Source organism: Flavobacterium sp. N2550 (assembly GCF_025947265.1).
In the GTDB taxonomy this organism is placed as follows: Bacteria; Bacteroidota; Bacteroidia; order Flavobacteriales; family Flavobacteriaceae; genus Flavobacterium; species Flavobacterium endophyticum.
Genome location: NZ_CP110007.1, coordinates 2,004,041 through 2,022,369, shown reverse-complemented (window position 1 = coordinate 2,022,369; position 18,329 = coordinate 2,004,041). Strand labels below are relative to the sequence as shown.

Below are 18,329 nucleotides of genomic sequence, written 5' to 3'. Positions count from 1 at the left end.
TGAAAACAGAAAATTTGCCTCTATTTCACAATAAGAATAGAAATTATATAAATTAAAATATTAATAATGTAACTATTTACGTATTAACAAAACTGAGATTTGTAAAACAAACTAAACCAATTTATTAAAAAATAAAATAAAATTAACGTAAAAACCTATCAATTGATTAAAACGGGAGAAAATGCTATGAATCTCAATTTATAAAAAATGGAATGCTTTATAAAGCATTCCATTTTTATATCGTTAAGTAGCTGACTCCTAACTAAAAACTATATGCAATTAAAAATTCATGTGAATAGTCGGTGAGAAACGATAGGACTTAGAACATTTTTTAATAAATTTATTGTCCTAATCTGCGACACGAATATGAAACTATACATCAAATATGATATTAACCAAGCTTGCAGGGTAATTTTGCAAGAACAACTTGAAAAATTTGGCATTCAATACCAGCTTTTAGACTTAGGCGAGATCGAATTCAAGGAAGCAATTCCTGAAGAAATCTATTCCCAGCTGAGAGAGGCCCTAAAAAAATACGGTATCGAAATGCTCGATAACCAAAAAAGCCAGCTCATCCAAAAAATAAAAGACACTATAGTAGAAATGGTATATGAAAAAGACAAACTCCCTACCTCGACCATTTCATCTTATCTTTCGGATAAACTCAATCTTAGCTACGGCTATATTTCGAATATATTTTCTGAGCATACCTATACCTCAATAGAGAATTATATAATCATGCAGAAAATAGAGCGAGCCAAAAAGCTAATTATAGAAGACGGACTCACATTGACAGAAGTTTCTTATAAATTGAATTACAGCAGCGTAGCCCATTTATCCGGACAATTCAAAAAAACAACAGGGCTTACGCCTTCAATGTTTAAAAGGATTGTCGATAAAAGGCGCAACATGACTAAGGAATAAAGAAATTAAACGCTATATTTGAGATATCAAAAAAAAACCTAAACCATGATTAAGGATAAGTCTCCGATAAATATTATGCTTGCAGATGATGATGAAGATGATCGCAATTTTTTTAATGATGCAATAAAAGAATTAAAAATCAACAACAATCTGACCGTTTTCAAAAACGGAAGAGAATTGATGGATTACTTGGAACATCCGGATACGATCCTGCCCCATATTTTATTCTTAGATTTAAACATGCCGAGCAAGAATGGGAATGAATGCCTCAAAGAAATTAGGCAGAATTCTAAATTCAAGGATATATCCATAGCCATCTATTCTACCTCATCGGCAGAAAAAGACATAGAAGAAACGTTTGTAGGCGGTGCCAACATCTACATCAAAAAGCCAAATGATTTTACGAATTTGAAAAAAGTGCTTAAAGAAGTCGTCAATATAAATTGGCAATTCCATACTTCTGGATTAAACAAAGACACTTTCTTTTTCAGCATATAAAGGCGAAAACTAAAGGATATGAAATTAAAGGAATTACTTACCCCTACACTTGTTTACAGAACAGCTCTAGGGGTATCTTTTATTTTGGTGATAAGCGTCGCTATCGTTTTTCATATCCAGATGAAAAGCTTGAACCAATCTGTAGATTTGATTTCGGATTCTAATAAGAAACAATTTGAGCTCGAAAAAATCATCACCGAAATAATCCAAAGGGAAAGCGGGATCCGAAGCTATATCATTACCAAAGATTCCCTTTTTTATGAAAACAATCTGCAACTTAAACGAAAACTCTTCAACGGTCTTTCCCAGCTAAAAACCGGTTATTCAAGTCGCGAAGATATCCAGAATATCGAAAACCTGAGCAAAGATATCCAAAAAAGGCTAGCGCTTTTTGAAGAAGTCTTGGCCATTTCCAATTCAAAAATTACCGATCCTGCCCTACTGCATGCCAAATTAATTGAAGGAAACATGCAGACAAAAGCTATCCAACAAAAAATATACAAACTTATTGATAAGGAAGTTACGAAGTTAAAATTGCACAATATCAATCATCGTTATGATATTGAAACGTCAACAATCACAGCTTTTTCGCTCACAATCATAACTTTGGTCGTATTGTTATTTTCCCTCAACAAGATAAACCTTGATTTCGTAAAAGTAAGGAAGCTGAACGAAGAGCTGAAATTTGTCAACCAAGTTTCTGATAATGCTGAAAAAGTAGCAGGAATAAGTCATTGGAAAATAAACGTCAAGACAGGCAAGTTTTTTTATTCCGATAATTTCTTTCGGATATTAGGACTCAAGCCACATGCTTTTGAACAAAATCTAGACAACTTTACTCCTTTTATCCACCCAGATGACGTAGAAGACGCGGTAAGACAGCATGAAGAGTCAATGCGAAATCATACGCCAACATCAATGATCTATAGGATTGTGCGCCAAGACGGTGAAATAAGATACATCAACTCAACAGGAGATTTTACGCATAACAGCAAAGGAGAACTTGTCAAGATTGGCGTCAGCAATGATATTACCGAAGAATACACGAACAAGCTGGCATTGGAAGAAAAAAACAGGACGCTGATTGCTATGAATGCTGAATTAGAATCGTTCAACCAGATCGTGAGTCATGACTTGCAGGAGCCTCTTCGAAAAATACAAATGTTTATTTCTAGGATTGAAGATTCTGATTTTGAAACTATTTCAGAAAAAGGAAGGGATTATTTCTCAAAAATCAAAAATGCTGCGAATAGGATGCAGAACCTGATGATGGATTTGGTCGACTATTCAAAAACCATAAAAGACGACAAAGTTTTTGTAAAGACCAACCTTAACAAGCTTCTCGAAGATGTGGTTCATGAACTTGCTCTAAACATCGAAGAAAAAAACGCAGTAATCGAAATTGGCAACTTGCCGAAACTAAATACAATTCCGTTCCAGATACACCAATTATTCGTTAATCTTATTTCTAATTCGCTAAAATACAGTAAAGAAACCACATCTCCGGTCATTAAGATCAAAGCAGTAAAAATCAAAAACGGAGAGAAAATCAATGATATCGAACTTTCCGATAAAAAATACTACAAGATAACCGTAACCGATAACGGAATAGGATTCAAGCAAGAATTCTCTGAAAAGATCTTTATGCTCTTCAAGCGACTCGAAACAGACATTGATTATTCCGGAACCGGGATAGGGCTCGCCATCTGCAAAAAGATTATCGAAAACCATAACGGATTTATCAAAGCCGAAGGCAAGCCTGATATTGGTTCTGTTTTTATCCTCTATCTCCCTAAATAAAGATTTCTTAAAGTTAAATAATGTAACATTCCGATTTGTTTGTCGTCCTACGTTCTGAAACGTTAAATTATGTTTTTGTAAAATAATTCTTAAACATAGGCGTTTTCTAGAAAGTGAATTTTCTCACAGAACAATAACAATCAAATCAATCATGAATCAAAAAACGAACGTTCCTTTATTAATCCTGCTCTTCCTCATCGGAAGCTGGGCAAAAGCCCAAGACAAAGTCACCATAAGCGGTACGATTGTCAACTCCCAGAGCAATGAAACCCTGATCGGGGTCAACATCTTCATCCCTGAACTACAATCGGGGACAACCACAAACGAATACGGCTTCTTCTCCCTCTCTGTCCCAAAAGGCGATTACACGCTTCAAATCAGCTACATGGGATTCCAGACTTCTGAAGAAAAAATATCGTTGCAGCAAAATCTTCGGAAAAACATCAGCTTGGAAAGTACTACCCAGAATCTTGATGAAATCGTAATTACCGAAAGAAAAAACATTGCTAATATCAAAAAACCTGAAATGAGCGTGAACAAGCTCTCCATTCAGGAAATTAAAAAAATGCCCGCAGTATTAGGAGAAACCGACATCCTAAAATCAATTCTTCAACTGCCTGGAGTTACGAATGCAGGCGAAGGTTCATCAGGATTTAATGTACGAGGCGGAGCAGCCGACCAGAATCTTATCCTTCTTGACGAAGCCCTGATTTATAATTCATCTCACTTATTCGGATTCTTTTCTGTTTTTAATTCAGACGCTATTAAAGACCTGAAACTATACAAAGGAGGCATTCCTTCTCGTTTCGGAGGCCGCGTTTCTTCAGTATTGGATATCTACCAAAAAGAAGGAAATAGCAATGAATTCCACATGAATGGTGGTATCGGACTGATTTCCAGCCGACTTTTAGCAGAAGGGCCTATCGAGAAAGGAAAAGGTTCCTTTCTTGTAGCAGGAAGAAGCTCGTATGCACATTTGTTTTTAAAGCTTACTGATAATAACAACAGCGCCTATTTTTATGACCTAAATACTAAATTGAGCTACAAGCTGAATGACAACAACAGCCTCTTTTTATCCGGATATTTCGGAAGAGACGTTTTTGACATCAACGACCAGTTCAATAATGTGTATGGAAATGCGGTATTGAACTTGAGATGGAACCATCTTTTTTCGGATAAGTTATTCTCCAACATGTCTATGATCTACAGCGATTATTACTATGGACTTAAGCTCGATTTCGTTGGATTGAACTGGGATTCTGGAATCAAGAATTACAACTTCAAATATGATTTCAAGCATTATATAAGCGAAAAGCTAAAAATGACCTATGGCCTAAATGTGGTCTATTATGATTTCAACCCAGGAACTATTTCGCCTACAGGCCCCTCTTCAGGAATCAACCACGACCAATTGGACAAAAAATACGCTCTCGAACCTGCACTTTATATCGACGCAGAGCAGGAAGTGACTGAAAAACTTAGTGTCAATTATGGTCTTCGCTATAGCATGTTCTATCGCCTTGGACAGCAAGACATGAATATCTATGCCAACAATGAAGCCGTGACTTTCAACCAAGAACTTCAGATTTACGAAAAAGGAAAACCAATAGGAACCGAACACTTTGGCAGTGGCAAGACAATCGCTTCTTTCGACAATCTTGAGCCTCGCCTTGCCGTATCTTATCAGCTAAGCGACAATCAGTCCATCAAAGCAAGCTACAACCGAATGAGCCAGTACATCCACTTGATTTCGAATACCTCTTCTCCCACTCCTCTGGACGTTTGGGCGCCTAGCGACAAATTCATCAAGCCGCAGCTTTTGGATCAGGTAGCTTTAGGATATTTCAGAAATTTCCACAACGACGATTATACTTTGGAAACCGAAATCTATTACAAAAAAGTAAAAAACAGAATCGATTATATCGACGGAGCCGATCTTATTGCCAATGAAGCTATCGAACAAGTAGTCTTGAACGGAAAGTCTAGATCGTATGGTTTGGAAGTATTATTACGAAAAAATTCAGGCAAATTAAATGGCTGGATTTCATATACTTTATCTCGTTCTGAACAGCAGACACCGGGAAGAACGGCTGCAGAAACAGGAATCAACAACGGAAAATGGTACAGCACTGGTTATGATAAAACGCACAATTTGGCTGTTACCGCATCTTATAGCTTAAACGACAAATGGTCTTTCGGAAGTACATTTGCATTGCAATCAGGACAGCCGGTTACTTATCCGAACGGTCAGTATGAATATGGCGGTATTATTGTTCCGAGTTACGGAGCTCGAAATGACGACCGTCTTCCAGCCTACCATCACTTAGATGTTTCGGCAACTTATGTTCCAAAACCAGATAAGAAAAAAGGCTGGCAAGGCGAATGGGTTTTCAGCATCTACAACTTATACAACCGTATGAATTCTGCTTCGATGACCTTTAGGCAGAATGAAGATACTGGAAGAAATGAAGCCGTACGACTTTCGATCTTCGGAGTCATACCAAGCGTAACCTACAATTTCAAATTCTAATCAGACAAACGATATCATGAAAAATATAAAATATATAGCCATTCTTTTCTTATCAATACTTTTCTTCAGCTGTGAAGAAGTAGTTGATGTCGATCTAAACACGGCTCCACCAAGACTTGTCATCGATGCTTCGATCGACTGGGTCAAAGGAACCGACGGAGCTTCGCAGAAAATCAAACTGACAACTACGACTGGGTATTTCCAAAGCATCATTCCTGTAGTTTCTAATGCTACTGTTTTTGTTACGAACAGCAGCAATACGGTCTTTACTTTTACAGAAACTCCCGGAACCGGAGAATATTTCTGCACCGATTTTCAGCCGGTGATAGGAGAAACCTATGTCTTGACTGTAGTCCGTGATGGACAGACCTATACAGCAACAGAAAAGATGATGGCTGTTCCTGAAATTACAAGGACAGAACAAAATAATGAAGGTGGATTTTCAGGCGATGATACCGAAGTTAAGTTCTTCTATAACGATAATGGCAATGAAGACAATTTCTACTTGAGCAAATTTGTGACAGGCCGACTACCTTACCCTGATTATGATGTCCTAGACGACAAATTCTTTCAAGGAAATGAAATGTTTGGCGTTTTCACGCACGAAGACTTTGTAACTGGCGACGAACTCAACATTTCTCTATTGGGAATTTCAGAGCGCTACTATAACTATATGTATATCTTGATCGGTATTTCCGAAGGCGGTGGTGGCGGTCCATTCCAGACAACACCGGCGAACGTAAGAGGAAACATTATCAATCAGACCAACAGCAGCAATTATGCTTTAGGATATTTTAGAGTATCGGAAAGAGTCGACATGACCTATACGATAGAATAATTATTGTTCTAAAGGCTTGCCACTTTCTGTCCAAGAATCGGTGCCGCCTTTAAGCTCTATAATGTTTTGAAAACCTTGAGCCTGCATTATTTCGACTGCCTCAGCGCTTCTCCCGCCTGCTTTGCAGTAGACATAAACTGGCTTGGTTTTATCAAGCTTATTGATTCGGTCAACGAAATCTTGGTCATAAAGATGGATATTTTCAGCTCCTTTCAGATGGCCTTGCTTGTATTCTTTCGGAGTTCTGACATCGACCAACTGTACAGCAGCGGCTTCGGTTTTTTTAGCAAAAACTTCAGGAGAAACCAATTCAGGGGATTTGCTCTGTGATTGGCAGGAAGAAAAACCTATCAGGAGTAACAATAAAGAAAATAATCTAGTCTTCATATCTTAGAAATTAAGGCCTAAAAGTAATAAAAAAAGGAGCGATATGCTCCTTTTTTTATTCTGGTAATTCAACAGGTCCGTCCCATTCAGACATTCCGCCTATAAGATTATAAGTCGTATCAAAACCAAGCTGCCCCATTACGTCGCAGGCCTTTGCACTTCGCATTCCTGCCTGGCAATACACATAATAGTTCTTGGTCTTGTCTAGTTCTTCTACTTCATAGATAAACCCTTGGCCTTTATAAATATCAATGTTTTTGGCTCCAGGAATCATTCCTCGATTGTATTCGTCTTCGGTTCTTACGTCAATAATTACAGCATTTTCATCTTCCTGTAATTGCGACCACCATTGTTCTTGTGATATATTCATTATTTTTTTCTGTAAAAGTATTATGCTTTGATGGAACATCCAATAGCTTTGGTCTCTTTAACTACTACTTCTTTATTTTTCAAAAGAGCATCCACTGCTTTTTCTACATATTTTTCCTTAACTGCTTTTTCATCTCCATAATTATCATCAATAGCACCGATGTATTTCACCTGGTTTCCTTTTGCTGTTTTCTGCAAGATATACACATGTGGTGTTTTTGTAGCTCCATACTGAGGATAGATTTTTTGTCCTTCATCTAATAAATACGGGAAAGTAAATCCTTTTTCTTTTGCTTTAACTTTCATCAGGTCAAAACTGTCATCCTTTTGTTTTTCAGGATTGTTCGGATTAATCGCGATTACAGGATAGCCTAGTTTTTTATATTTTTTATCTAAAGCTACGATTCGATCTTCATATGCTTGAGCATACGGACAGTGATTGCAGGTAAAAATCACGATAAAGCCTTTGGCATCTTTGAAATCTTTCAGGGAAACTTTCTTATTGTCGATGTTCTTCAAGCTGAAATCTGTTGCAATGTCGCCTACTTTATAACCAGCAGCGGCATCCATATTTTTATACGTAAAAGCGCTTGCAAGCCCTGCAAGCAATACAAAAGCAAAAATTTTAATTGTTTTCATAGTATGATGTTTATAGTTTGATTTTAGTTCTGGAATTGCTTCATCTCGTTTTCAAGTTCTTCAAATGAAAAGCTCTTTTCATAAAAACGGCGCTTATCGCCTTTATAGATAATTGTCGCCGGAATCGCGCCACTCCATGTAGAATCCACTTTGTTAATCCATGTATTAGCATCTGGATCATTCAGCAACACGACTTCTGATTTAAGATTATTTTTTTTGACAAAAGGCAGTAACTTGGTCTCTGCCATTTTCGGAAAATCGATGCTTACTAAAAGTACTTTTACCTTTTTGTCTTTATATTCTGCATTCAGCTTTTCAAAATTGGGAAGTTCTTCTACACATGGAACACACCAAGTCGCCCAAAAATTAACCACATAAGTAGTATCATTATCCTTTTTCAGATAGGGCTCAAGGCCTAAAAAATTATACGAATCGATAGAAATACCGTCTTTTGAGTAGGTTTTTAATGGTTTTGGATTAGAAATTGCTTCCTTTTTCTCCTCAGATTTGCAAGAAACAAGCAGAAAAACGATACTAATGGCAATAATTTTCTTCATTTATAAAAAATTTATTTTGTCTTTAAACCCAATAAAAATAAGCATTCTACGTACCGACATCATTTATTTAACAAAAATTTAATCCACATTTGTATATACAATTAAAAATAGTACTACATTTGTACATACAAATTTTGTAATTACAATAATGAAAATAGAAGAAATCATCAAAACGACCTCTCCTATGGCAATCGGAAAAAAGACGGTGCTGAACATTATGTACACGCAAAACGTCTTAGCAGAAAAATTCAACGAGATACTGAAAGCCTACGATTTATCGCCAGAACAGTTCAATGTCTTAAGAATTCTAAAAGGTCAGAATGGCAAGCCAACCAACATGTGCGTTATCCAAGAACGGATGATTGCCAAGACTAGCAATACCACCAGGCTGGTTGACAAATTGCTTCTGAAAGAGCTCGTGACTCGAGAAATCTGTCCTGGGAATAGAAGGAAAATGGAAATCGCCATTACAGAAAAAGGATTGGAACTTTTAGCCGATCTTAATCCAAAAGTAGAACATCACGAATGCCTTTTGGCACAAAAACTTTCCGCTGAAGAACTTGAACAGCTGAATTATTTACTAGAAAAATTAAGAACAATTAATCAATAAATTTAAAAATGAGTGCAATTATAAATAACCTGAATTGGAGATATGCAACGAAAAAATTCGATGCAACAAGAAAAATATCAGACCAAGATTTAGAAACAATCAAAGAAGCAATCAGACTTAGTGCTTCCTCTTACGGCCTTCAGCCATACAAAATCTTAATCGTCGAAACGCCAGAATTAAGAGCAAAATTACAGCCAGTTGCTTGGGGTCAATCTCAAATTGTAGATGCTTCGCATTTGATCATCTTTGCAAATCAAACTAATTTTGGAGATAACGGAATCGATTCTTACGCACAGAACATTGTTGAAACAAGAGGAATTCCTGCAGAGAGCATCCAAGGATATGTTGATTTCATGAAATCAAAAATTTCAACTCTGCCATTAGAATCAAGAAACCACTGGACATCAAAACAAACCTATATAGCTTTAGCTAATCTTTTGAATGCTGCAGCTGAGCTAAAAATCGACGCTACTCCAATGGAAGGCTTTGATGCCGAACAAGTAAATGAAGTACTTGGACTAGACAAATTAGGCCTAAACGCTTCTACAATCGCTACTTTAGGCTACCGCCATGAAGAAGATGCCACACAGCATTTTAAAAAAGTGAGAAAATCTAACGAAGAATTATTTATCAATTTATAATAATAACCTTAATTCAATTAAAAACAATGAAAAATTTCAAGACTATTGCAATCGCTCTTTTAGTAGCATTCGGATCATTTACAGCAACGGCACAAGAGAAAAAAGTTGATGTAAAAGCTAGCAAAATCAACTGGGTTGGTAAAAAAGTAACAGGACAGCACGAAGGTACAATCGACCTAAAAAGCGGCGTTCTTGTTTTCAAAAGCAACAAACTTGCTGGAGGAAACTTTACAGTTGACATGACAACAATTTCTACTACAGACTTGAAAGCAGGTCAAGGAAAAGAAAAACTAGACGGACACTTGAAAGCTGACGATTTCTTCGGAACTGACAAATACCCAACAGCTAAATTGGTATTTAAATCAATCGGGAAAAAATCAGATAACGTTTATTCTGTAACTGCAGATTTAACGATCAAAGACGTTACAAACGCTGTGAAATTTGATATCACAGTTAACAAAAATAACGCTACAGCAGCTTTAAAAGTAGACAGAACTAAATACGGTATCAAATACGGTTCTGGAAACTTCTTCGAAGGCCTAGGCGACAAAGCAATCTACGACGAATTCGAATTAGCTGTAGATTTAAAATTCTAATTCCAAACAATTATTTTTCCCAAGTCCCTGTCAGATGTTCTTCTGGCAGGGATTTTTTTATTAGGGCGAATCCCTTCGGGTCGGGCTATCCGCTCTATCTTTTGCTCCATTTCATGCCGCAAAAGGATGCCGCTGCTATCCCTTTCGCGGACGTATCGCTCCAAAAAACTTCCGTAACTTTGCCAAATAAAACAACAACTATTCCGATGAAAAACATACTTGTAGTAGACAATTACGACAGCTTTACCTACAATCTAGTTCACTATTTAGAAGCTCTAAATTGCAAGGTTACGGTTCTCCGAAACGATGAAATCGAGCTCGAAGAAGTCAAAAACTACGACAAAATATTGCTTTCTCCAGGTGCCGGAATTCCATCCGAAGCCGGTTTATTAAAAGATATTATTAAAGAATATGCTCCCTCAAAAAGCATTTTAGGCATCTGTTTAGGACACCAAGCCATCGGCGAAGTCTTCGGTTCGACGCTCAAAAATCTCGAAAAAGTATACCACGGAACAGCCTCAAAAGCAAAAATTTTGGTCGAAGACGAATCGCTTTTTGCAAATATTCCGAACGAATTTATGGTCGGAAGATACCATTCTTGGGTCGTAGAAAAATCAAATTTAGGTTCGGATTTAGAAATTACTTCGGTAGACGAGAACGGAGAAATCATGTCGCTACGCCACAAAAATTTCGACGTAAAAGGAGTACAATTTCATCCTGAATCCATCTTGACACCATTGGGAAAACAAATTCTAGAAAATTGGGTTAGCAATTAACAATACTAATCTATTAGTTTATATAATTAAATTCAATAGTCTGAATTAAAATTATTTAAAAAATCAATATAGAAATTATCTATCGTCATTTTCTCAAACGTTTTTCGTTAAAAAAATGTTAAACAAAAATTAAACAATCGTTTAATTTAAACAAGTGTTTAATTTTGTACCTGATTTAATGATGCACAAAAATGACGACTGAATTTAATGAAAAGCAATTAGAAATCCTTCAAGTAGCCGAGGAGCTTTTTGCAGAAAAAGGATTCGACGGAACTTCCATCCGCGACATCGCAAAAAAGGCCAATATCAACATTGCGATGATTTCCTATTATTTTGGCTCCAAAGAAAAATTACTCGAATCGTTGATCATCTTCCGAACTTCCGATTTGAGATTACAGCTCGAAAATCTTTTTAGCGAAGACCTCTCTCCTATCCAAAAAATCGAGAAGCTTATCGAACTTTACATAAACCGTCTGAACAAAAACAGATGCCTGTACCAAATTCTCCATTTTGAATTTTCTTCTAAAAAGCGAATCATGGATTTCAAGGTTTTTACCGATGTAAAAAAACAGAACCTCCTATCGCTTCAAAAAATAATTGCTGAAGGACAAGAAAAAGGAGTCTTTCGAAAAAACATCAACACGGCACTTTTGCCTCCTACGATCATGGGCACTTTTTTTCACTTCCATACCAACCGTCCTTTTTATGAAGAACTCTTCAATTTGAAGACCGAGGAAGCATACGATCATTTTATAAAAACAGAAGTAATAAGTCACATCAAACAAACAATTAAAGCCTTTTTAGTTTATGAAAACTAACCCACTGTTGTTGGGAATGCTCTTGATTCTTGGATTTGCTGAAGCAACCGCCCAAGAAAAAAGACCCCTGACACTAAACGAGGCCATCAGCTTGGCCACAACTCAAAGCAACGAGGCCGGATTGGCAGACACCAAAACCGAAACTTCGAAGTACGAATTAGAAACCGTAAAAAACAACCGCTACCCTAGCCTGAAAATTTCCGGACAATACCAGCGATTGACCGAAGCCAACATCAATTCAAAAGTTTCCTTCGGAGGCTCTGAACCAGCTGAAGGCGAAACGACTTCATCACCAAAGGTAAACCAGTTGATTTTGGGACAAGCCAGCCTTTCTATGCCGATCTTTTCTGGATTTAAGCTAAAAAACAGCGTAAAAGCTTCCGAGAACAGATACCAGGCCGAATTGCTGAACGCAAAAAACACCAAAGAGCAGCTGGCCATGAACACGGTAATTCTTTATGTAAATCTTTACAAAGCACAACAGTCCGTACGATTGATTCAAGAAAACCTGAAAAGCTCCCAACAGCGTGTCAAAGATTTTACCGCTATGGAAGAAAACGGGTTGATTGCCAGAAACGACCTTTTGAAATCGCAATTGCAATCTTCCAACATCGAATTGTCTTTAGAAGATGCCAAAAGAAAAGTCGCCACATTAAACTACCAGCTGGGAAATCTGCTCAAGCTTCCAGAAGGAACGCAGATTTCTCCCGACGATGCTATTTTTGAAAATTCAGGCTTTCCTAAGGCCTCAATCAATCAAAATGACGCTCTTGCCGGCAGAAGCGATTTAGAAGCCTTAAAATGGATGCAAAAAGCCTCAGAAGCGAATATCAAGATTGCTGAAGGAAATTATTATCCTTCTGTGTCGTTAATCGGCGGTTATGTTGCTTTTAATCTGAAAAACGTTTTGGAAGTAAACAATGCTATCAATTTTGGAGTCGGTGTTTCGTATGACCTTGCTTCTATTTTCAAAAATGGAAAAGATGTAAAGCTAGCACGAAGCCAAGCTTCAGAAACAAAACAATCTGCCGATATCCTGACAGACCGTATCAAAGTGGAAGTTCAAGAAGCTCAAGAAAATTATGCACTTTCGTTGAAACAATACAAAGTCTACCAAGAAGCGATTGTTCAGGCATCTGAAAATTTCAGAATCGTAAAAGACAAATACGATAACGGACTTTCGGACACCAACGACCTTTTGGAAGCCGACGTACAAGAACTTCAAGCAAAATTAAATGAAGCCTTTTCAAAAGCAGACATTGCGCAAAGCTATTATGAACTGCTAAGTGCTTCCGGCAAACTAACCGACTCATTCAATATCACTAAAAACTAAATTCCCTTCACGATGGAAAAGAAAAAAACAAATAAAAAGTTTACGTTCATACTCGCTGCGTTAGTCGTAATCGGCGCAACTTATGGAATATACAAATACGTTCACTCGCTTTCTCACGAAACAACCGATGATGCCCAGATTGAGAAAAACATGAACCCGATCATCCCGAGAGTTTCGGGCTATGTGACAAAAGTGTATGTAAAAGACAACGACTTCGTTAAAAAAGGCGATACGCTTTTTACCATAGACGACAAAGATTACTTAGTAAAAGTAGAGGAAGCAAACGCAGCATTAGTTGCAGCACAGGGCAGCTTAGAAGTTTCGAAAGCTGATATTGGCGGTGCTTTGGCAAATATCTCTATTTCTGAAGCGAATATTTCTTCTGCGGGTGGAAATATCGAAACAGCAAAAATCAGGCTGACTAGAGCGGCAAACGACTTTGTACGCTACCAAAACCTTTACAAAAACAAATCGATTACCAAACAGCAATTCGAGCAGGCAGAAGCTGCAAAATTAGAAGCTGAAAGCGAATTGAAAATCTTACAGCAACAACAAAGAGCTAGTACGTACCAAAAATCAGTAGCAGCCTCTCGTTCAAACGTAACGAACAAACAGACTGAAGTGGCCGCTGCAAATATCAAAAAAGCGCAAGCCGTTCTTGATGCTGCGAAATTGAACTTAAACTATACTGTAGTTACTGCTTCAATCGACGGACAAGTTTCTAAAATCAACATACAGCCAGGACAATTTGTGCAGCCGGGACAATCGATGTTTTATATCATCAACAACAGCGAAGCTTGGGTTATCGCTAATTTCAAGGAAACCCAATTGAGCAAAATGGTAGTCGGGCAAAAAGTAGGCATTCATGTCGATGCCTATCCTGATTACGAATTCAAAGGAACAATCACGTCATTTTCTCCTGCAACTGGAGCGCGTTTTTCATTGCTTCCTCCTGATAATGCTACTGGAAACTTCGTAAAAACAATCCAAAGGCTTCCTGTAAAAATTAGCCTTGATCCTGAAAACGCGCCAGACAAAGTAAAAAATCTTCGTCCAGGCATGAACGTTGACGTTGACGTACACTTAAAATAAATCCCAGCAGGTTGATGATTTAGGGCTTGCGATTTACAAATCCTAAATCATCAATCCAAAATCTTAAATTAAAATGGAAGCAACTTCAGGAGAAGACAGTTTAGTTGAATACGGCTTCAGAAGGGTTATCATTACGATTACCGCAGTGCTTTGTGCCCTATTGGAAATCGTCGATACGACCATCGTAAACGTGGCCCTGACAGACATGCGCGGAAGCCTCGGTGCTACCCTGACTGATGTCGCCTGGGTAATTACCGCCTATGCGATTGCCAACGTAATCGTGATTCCGATGACGAGCTGGCTGTCGCAGCAATTCGGAAGAAGAAATTATTTTGCCGTGTCCATCGTCATCTTTACCGTTTCATCATTTCTATGCGGTAACGCTACAAACATCTGGGAACTCGTCGTCTTTCGTTTTGTCCAAGGACTTGGCGGAGGAGCATTATTGGTAACGGCACAGACAATCATTACAGAAAGCTATCCGGTTGCCAAACGAGGAATGGCTCAAGCAATTTACGGCTTAGGTGTAATTGTAGGACCAACATTAGGACCGCCTTTGGGAGGTTATATCGTAGAAAATTATTCTTGGCCTTATATCTTTTACATCAATATTCCTTTAGGAATTATAGCAACCATCTTGACCTTGTCGTATGTAAAAAGTCCTAAATATGGCGAAAAGCTAAGGGCAAGCCAAGTCGACTGGTGGGGAATTCTGCTGTTAGCCATGTTCATCGGTTCTTTGCAATTTGTCTTAGAACACGGACAGCAAGACGATTGGTTTGACGACGGACTGATTACTACATTAAGCATCGTCAGCCTTTTCGGATTGATATTATTTATCTGGCGAGAGCTGACCTATAAATACCCGATCGTTAACCTCAGCGTGCTAAAAGACGGAAATCTTAGGATCGGAACCGTAATGTGTTTTATCCTCGGATTTGGATTATACGGCTCGACATTGATCTTGCCAATCTATACCCAATCCGTTTTAGGATGGACAGCTTTAGATGCGGGGTTATTACTAATTCCAGGTTCTATTACTACCGCATTCATGATGCCTATTGTTGGGAATTTAATCCAAAAAGGCGTACCGCAAGGCTATATGGTCGGCGTTGGATTCTTGGTATTCTTTTTCTTCACCTTCTGGATGCACAATGTGATTACGCCCGACACCGGTGTGGAACACATGTTCTGGCCGCTGATTTTAAGAGGAATCGGACTTGGACTATTATTCGTTCCTATCACTACTCTAGCCTTATCAACATTAAAAGGAAAACATATTGGAGAAGGTGCTGCTTTTACAGGAATGATGCGACAATTAGGAGGTTCCTTCGGAATTGCGATTATCACCACTTTCATCACAAGATTCAGCCAAAACCATCGCGTGGATTTAGTGTCTCATTTAAGTGCCGATAAATTGGAAGTCCAAAACAGAGTACATCAATTGCAACAAGGATTTATGGCAAAAGGTTTTAGCTCCAGCGAAGCGCTCGGAAAAGCGTATCAAGTCATGGATGTTTCGGTCATGAAGCAAGCTACGGTATTATCGTATATGGATATCTTTATGTACTTAGGAATTATGTTCTTGTGCTGTATACCGATCATACTTCTCATCAAGAAAAGTAAAAACAAAATTAATCCGGCAGATGCCATGCATTAATATTTTTTCAAGGTTATTATTTGAGAAAGCTTCGGAAATTCCGAAGCTTTCTGCTTTTAAATTAGCGTTTATTTAATATCCGCTTAATTTGTTTCCCTGATATTCCGCCTACTTTAGCCTTGTGCTTAAAATAAAAGCCAAGCAATGCACAACAAATCCTTTTATTTCATATATTTGATTGAATATAAGGTAGTTGTATTAATTTTTAATCTGATTATCATGGGACTATTCGGCAAAAAAGAGAAGAAAATATTCAAGGAATTCAGCAAAAAAAGCGTCGAATACCTGACAGATATTAACAAAGATACAGATGAACTTTTGGAAGAACTCCAAGAAAGCTACTCAGAAAACCGATTTGCGATTCCAGAATTCATTAGCCTTATCGAATCTATAAAAGCAAAAATTTCGCTTGAAGAATCTCAAAAGCTTGAGGAACTTTCCCAAAAAATTGTCCAGATAAAAAAATGTGCTAAGAAAAGCGTCAGCGCTGTAGCCGAACTTTCAAGAAACCAGCGAAAAACAACCCGCGAAGCCATAAGAGAATTCAGCGAGTTTGTTGAATCGTAATTATCTCGTAAAAACCAATTTGTTCCCTTTCGACAAGTTCGCGTCAAATTTATAACCTTCATAATCGAATCCTTTCAAATCATCGATTGTTTCCGCATTCGTATCAATAATATAACGAACCATCATGCCTCTCGCCTTCTTGGCAAAGAAACTGATCATATTTAGCTTGCCATCTTTATAATCCTTGAATTCTGGAGTGATTACAGGAACTTTTAGCGCCTTCGCATCCACAGAATCAAAATATTCATTGCTGGCCAAATTCACAAACAGCTCGCCTTTCTTCAATTCTGAATTCAATGACTTCGTAATTTTCGCCTTCCAGAATTCATACAAGTTCTTGTTTTTTCCGACTGGAAGCTTGGTTCCCATTTCCAAACGATACGGCTGTATCAGATCTAAAGGCTTAAGCAAACCGTACAATCCTGACAAAATTCTAAGTTTGCCTTGCAAATCATCTAATTTTTCCAAAGGCAGAGAATACGCATCCAAACCAATATAGACATCGCCATTAAAAGCATAAATCGCCTGGCGGGAATTTTCCAATGTAAAAGGTGTTGCCCATTCTTGATTTCTATGCCAATTCAAATCCGCTAACTTTTCTGAAATGTCCATCAACTCAGAAAGTTTTTTAGGCTTCAGCTTTTTTAAGACTCTGTGGATGGTGTTCGATTCTTTTAGAAAAACAGATTCGGTATGTGTAGTTGTAGGCAGTGCGGTTTCAAAATCTAAAGATTTGGCAGGCGAAATAACGATTTTCATGTTCTGGAATTTGATTTCAAAAATACAAAATCATACGCATGAATTTTGATTTTTTATATCAAAAATATGAGAGCTAATTCCATAAATTCAGTTTCTCTCTTTTTAGTATATTTGTAGAAATCTCAAAAAACTCACGCCTTGTATTCACAAATCAACAAAAGCATCAGTCGTTACGTTTCATTTTCGGAAGAAGAATTGTCTACGTTCAATTCGTTATTAGAATATAAAAAAATACCAAAAAAAACTATCATGCTCCATGAAGGCGAAATGTGCAATTTTGAAGCATTCGTAATCAAAGGCTGCGTCAGAAAATATTATATCGACGCCAACGGTTTTGAAGTCATCCTACAATTCGCGATTGAAGATGCCTGGATTAGCGATATCTCCTTCAGCATTTATGAAACCAAGCCGAGCCAAGTTTTTATCGAAACTCTTGAAGACTGCGAGTTTTTAATATTTTCGCCAGAATCAAAAGAAGAACTGTTTACCAAAGCGCCAAGGTTTGAAAGAGCATTTCGTATTTTGATGCAAAGAAATCTGTCAGTAACCCAAAACAGGCTTTTCCACACTATTTCTCAAACGGCAACAGAAAAATATCTTGAGTTTCTGGAACTCTATCCTACCATTCCGCAGCGCGTAGCACAACATTATATCGCATCCTATTTGGGGATTTCGCCTGAGTTTCTCAGCAAAGTAAGGGCTCGAATCGCAAAAAACTAATATTTTAAATTCCCTCAAAAAAATTTACAAAAAAAGTTTTTCTTGTCCTAGTTCAATGCATAAGGAGATTTTCTGACGGAAATTTGTCCTGTAATTAAAACGCATTAGAAATGGACCGTAAAAATTTTATAAAAAAAGGATTGATGGGCACTGGAATGTTCATCACGTCTGCTGCGATAGGCGATGTCATGAAAAACGATATCGACGAGATCAAA

Annotated in this window: 20 protein-coding genes; 15 read left to right on the top strand and 5 right to left on the bottom strand. The window is 37.6% G+C overall.

What is annotated here, in order from left to right:
• Nucleotides 1-366: 366 nt before the first annotated feature.
• From OLM56_RS08955 to OLM56_RS08935, 5 genes are all read left to right on the top strand, one after another.
• Nucleotides 367-924: a helix-turn-helix domain-containing protein gene (locus OLM56_RS08955; protein WP_121377431.1), complete on the top strand. Its 558-nt coding sequence runs from the start codon at nucleotides 367-369 to the stop codon at nucleotides 922-924.
• A gap of 45 nt (nucleotides 925-969) precedes the next feature.
• Complete coding sequence (locus OLM56_RS08950; protein ID WP_264526700.1) at nucleotides 970-1,422, top strand: response regulator; 453 nt, start codon at nucleotides 970-972, stop codon at nucleotides 1,420-1,422.
• Nucleotides 1,423-1,440: 18 nt separating this feature from the next.
• Nucleotides 1,441-3,222 (top strand): ATP-binding protein, encoded by a 1,782-nt coding sequence (locus OLM56_RS08945; RefSeq protein ID WP_264526699.1) that lies wholly within the window; start codon nucleotides 1,441-1,443, stop codon nucleotides 3,220-3,222.
• A gap of 151 nt (nucleotides 3,223-3,373) precedes the next feature.
• Complete coding sequence (locus OLM56_RS08940; RefSeq protein ID WP_264526698.1) at nucleotides 3,374-5,752, top strand: TonB-dependent receptor; 2,379 nt, start codon at nucleotides 3,374-3,376, stop codon at nucleotides 5,750-5,752.
• 16 nt (nucleotides 5,753-5,768) lie between these two features.
• On the top strand, nucleotides 5,769-6,590 hold the full coding sequence (locus OLM56_RS08935) for a DUF4249 domain-containing protein (protein ID WP_264526697.1): 822 nt from the start codon (nucleotides 5,769-5,771) through the stop codon (nucleotides 6,588-6,590).
• On the opposite strand, the gene OLM56_RS08930 is transcribed toward OLM56_RS08935, so the two are convergent.
• From OLM56_RS08930 to OLM56_RS08915, 4 genes are read right to left on the bottom strand one after another with little or no spacing between them, the layout of a single operon-like run.
• Nucleotides 6,591-6,977 carry a rhodanese-like domain-containing protein gene (locus OLM56_RS08930; protein WP_264526696.1) on the bottom strand — a complete coding sequence of 129 codons (387 nt, stop codon included), beginning with the start codon at nucleotides 6,975-6,977 and terminating at the stop codon, nucleotides 6,591-6,593. It lies immediately after the preceding gene.
• Between the two features lie 55 nt (nucleotides 6,978-7,032).
• Nucleotides 7,033-7,347 carry a rhodanese-like domain-containing protein gene (locus tag OLM56_RS08925; protein WP_264526695.1) on the bottom strand — a complete coding sequence of 105 codons (315 nt, stop codon included), beginning with the start codon at nucleotides 7,345-7,347 and terminating at the stop codon, nucleotides 7,033-7,035.
• A 20-nt stretch (nucleotides 7,348-7,367) separates the two neighbouring features.
• A complete protein-coding gene (locus OLM56_RS08920) occupies nucleotides 7,368-7,985 on the bottom strand; it encodes a thioredoxin family protein (protein WP_121377437.1) in 618 nt (205 codons plus the stop codon).
• A gap of 23 nt (nucleotides 7,986-8,008) precedes the next feature.
• Nucleotides 8,009-8,542 (bottom strand): TlpA disulfide reductase family protein, encoded by a 534-nt coding sequence (locus OLM56_RS08915; RefSeq protein ID WP_264526694.1) that lies wholly within the window; start codon nucleotides 8,540-8,542, stop codon nucleotides 8,009-8,011.
• 148 nt (nucleotides 8,543-8,690) lie between these two features.
• Between OLM56_RS08915 and OLM56_RS08910 the strand changes: the two genes are divergently transcribed.
• From OLM56_RS08910 to OLM56_RS08870, 9 genes are all read left to right on the top strand, one after another.
• A complete protein-coding gene (locus OLM56_RS08910; RefSeq protein ID WP_264526693.1) occupies nucleotides 8,691-9,152 on the top strand; it encodes a MarR family winged helix-turn-helix transcriptional regulator in 462 nt (153 codons plus the stop codon).
• Between the two features lie 8 nt (nucleotides 9,153-9,160).
• A complete protein-coding gene (locus OLM56_RS08905; protein ID WP_121377440.1) occupies nucleotides 9,161-9,793 on the top strand; it encodes an NAD(P)H-dependent oxidoreductase in 633 nt (210 codons plus the stop codon).
• Nucleotides 9,794-9,819: 26 nt separating this feature from the next.
• On the top strand, nucleotides 9,820-10,389 hold the full coding sequence (locus OLM56_RS08900; protein WP_264526692.1) for a YceI family protein: 570 nt from the start codon (nucleotides 9,820-9,822) through the stop codon (nucleotides 10,387-10,389).
• Between the two features lie 206 nt (nucleotides 10,390-10,595).
• Entirely contained in the window at nucleotides 10,596-11,165 is a 570-nt protein-coding gene (locus tag OLM56_RS08895) for an anthranilate synthase component II (protein WP_264526691.1), read from the top strand.
• Nucleotides 11,166-11,356: 191 nt separating this feature from the next.
• Nucleotides 11,357-11,983, top strand: a complete 627-nt coding sequence (locus OLM56_RS08890) for a TetR family transcriptional regulator (protein ID WP_121377442.1) — start codon at nucleotides 11,357-11,359, stop codon at nucleotides 11,981-11,983.
• Nucleotides 11,973-13,316, top strand: coding sequence for a TolC family protein (locus OLM56_RS08885; protein ID WP_264526690.1), 1,344 nt, complete (start codon nucleotides 11,973-11,975; stop codon nucleotides 13,314-13,316). Before OLM56_RS08890 ends, OLM56_RS08885 begins: the two co-directional genes overlap by 11 nt.
• A 12-nt stretch (nucleotides 13,317-13,328) precedes the next feature.
• On the top strand, nucleotides 13,329-14,408 hold the full coding sequence (locus tag OLM56_RS08880) for an HlyD family secretion protein (protein WP_182493986.1): 1,080 nt from the start codon (nucleotides 13,329-13,331) through the stop codon (nucleotides 14,406-14,408).
• Between the two features lie 73 nt (nucleotides 14,409-14,481).
• A complete protein-coding gene (locus OLM56_RS08875; RefSeq protein ID WP_121377445.1) occupies nucleotides 14,482-16,068 on the top strand; it encodes an MDR family MFS transporter in 1,587 nt (528 codons plus the stop codon).
• 144 nt (nucleotides 16,069-16,212) lie between these two features.
• Complete coding sequence (locus OLM56_RS08870) at nucleotides 16,213-16,635, top strand: hypothetical protein (RefSeq protein WP_264526689.1); 423 nt, start codon at nucleotides 16,213-16,215, stop codon at nucleotides 16,633-16,635.
• Here OLM56_RS08870 and yaaA read toward each other — a convergent pair whose 3' ends face one another.
• Nucleotides 16,636-17,394 (bottom strand): peroxide stress protein YaaA, encoded by a 759-nt coding sequence (gene yaaA, locus OLM56_RS08865; RefSeq protein WP_264526688.1) that lies wholly within the window; start codon nucleotides 17,392-17,394, stop codon nucleotides 16,636-16,638.
• A 138-nt stretch (nucleotides 17,395-17,532) separates the two neighbouring features.
• Here yaaA and OLM56_RS08860 point away from each other — a divergent pair, with 138 nt between their 5' ends.
• Nucleotides 17,533-18,114 (top strand): Crp/Fnr family transcriptional regulator, encoded by a 582-nt coding sequence (locus tag OLM56_RS08860; RefSeq protein WP_264526687.1) that lies wholly within the window; start codon nucleotides 17,533-17,535, stop codon nucleotides 18,112-18,114.
• Nucleotides 18,115-18,329: the final 215 nt, after the last annotated feature.

Excerpts from the sequence above, each read along its gene's own strand:
- OLM56_RS08880 (WP_182493986.1), top strand. The coding sequence starts at position 13,329 with ATGGAAAAGAAAAAAACAAATAAAAAGTTTACGTTCATACTCGCTGCG.
- OLM56_RS08875 (WP_121377445.1), top strand. The coding sequence starts at position 14,482 with ATGGAAGCAACTTCAGGAGAAGACAGTTTAGTTGAATACGGCTTCAGA.
- OLM56_RS08945 (WP_264526699.1), top strand. The coding sequence starts at position 1,441 with ATGAAATTAAAGGAATTACTTACCCCTACACTTGTTTACAGAACAGCT.
- OLM56_RS08920 (WP_121377437.1), bottom strand. The coding sequence starts at position 7,985 with ATGAAAACAATTAAAATTTTTGCTTTTGTATTGCTTGCAGGGCTTGCA.
- OLM56_RS08870 (WP_264526689.1), top strand. The coding sequence starts at position 16,213 with ATGCACAACAAATCCTTTTATTTCATATATTTGATTGAATATAAGGTA.
- OLM56_RS08935 (WP_264526697.1), top strand. The coding sequence starts at position 5,769 with ATGAAAAATATAAAATATATAGCCATTCTTTTCTTATCAATACTTTTC.
- OLM56_RS08900 (WP_264526692.1), top strand. The coding sequence starts at position 9,820 with ATGAAAAATTTCAAGACTATTGCAATCGCTCTTTTAGTAGCATTCGGA.
- OLM56_RS08890 (WP_121377442.1), top strand. The coding sequence starts at position 11,357 with ATGACGACTGAATTTAATGAAAAGCAATTAGAAATCCTTCAAGTAGCC.
- OLM56_RS08925 (WP_264526695.1), bottom strand. The coding sequence starts at position 7,347 with ATGAATATATCACAAGAACAATGGTGGTCGCAATTACAGGAAGATGAA.
- OLM56_RS08910 (WP_264526693.1), top strand. The coding sequence starts at position 8,691 with ATGAAAATAGAAGAAATCATCAAAACGACCTCTCCTATGGCAATCGGA.
- OLM56_RS08940 (WP_264526698.1), top strand. The coding sequence starts at position 3,374 with ATGAATCAAAAAACGAACGTTCCTTTATTAATCCTGCTCTTCCTCATC.
- OLM56_RS08885 (WP_264526690.1), top strand. The coding sequence starts at position 11,973 with ATGAAAACTAACCCACTGTTGTTGGGAATGCTCTTGATTCTTGGATTT.
- OLM56_RS08905 (WP_121377440.1), top strand. The coding sequence starts at position 9,161 with ATGAGTGCAATTATAAATAACCTGAATTGGAGATATGCAACGAAAAAA.
- OLM56_RS08895 (WP_264526691.1), top strand. The coding sequence starts at position 10,596 with ATGAAAAACATACTTGTAGTAGACAATTACGACAGCTTTACCTACAAT.
- OLM56_RS08955 (WP_121377431.1), top strand. The coding sequence starts at position 367 with ATGAAACTATACATCAAATATGATATTAACCAAGCTTGCAGGGTAATT.
- yaaA (WP_264526688.1), bottom strand. The coding sequence starts at position 17,394 with ATGAAAATCGTTATTTCGCCTGCCAAATCTTTAGATTTTGAAACCGCA.
- OLM56_RS08950 (WP_264526700.1), top strand. The coding sequence starts at position 970 with ATGATTAAGGATAAGTCTCCGATAAATATTATGCTTGCAGATGATGAT.
- OLM56_RS08915 (WP_264526694.1), bottom strand. The coding sequence starts at position 8,542 with ATGAAGAAAATTATTGCCATTAGTATCGTTTTTCTGCTTGTTTCTTGC.
- OLM56_RS08930 (WP_264526696.1), bottom strand. The coding sequence starts at position 6,977 with ATGAAGACTAGATTATTTTCTTTATTGTTACTCCTGATAGGTTTTTCT.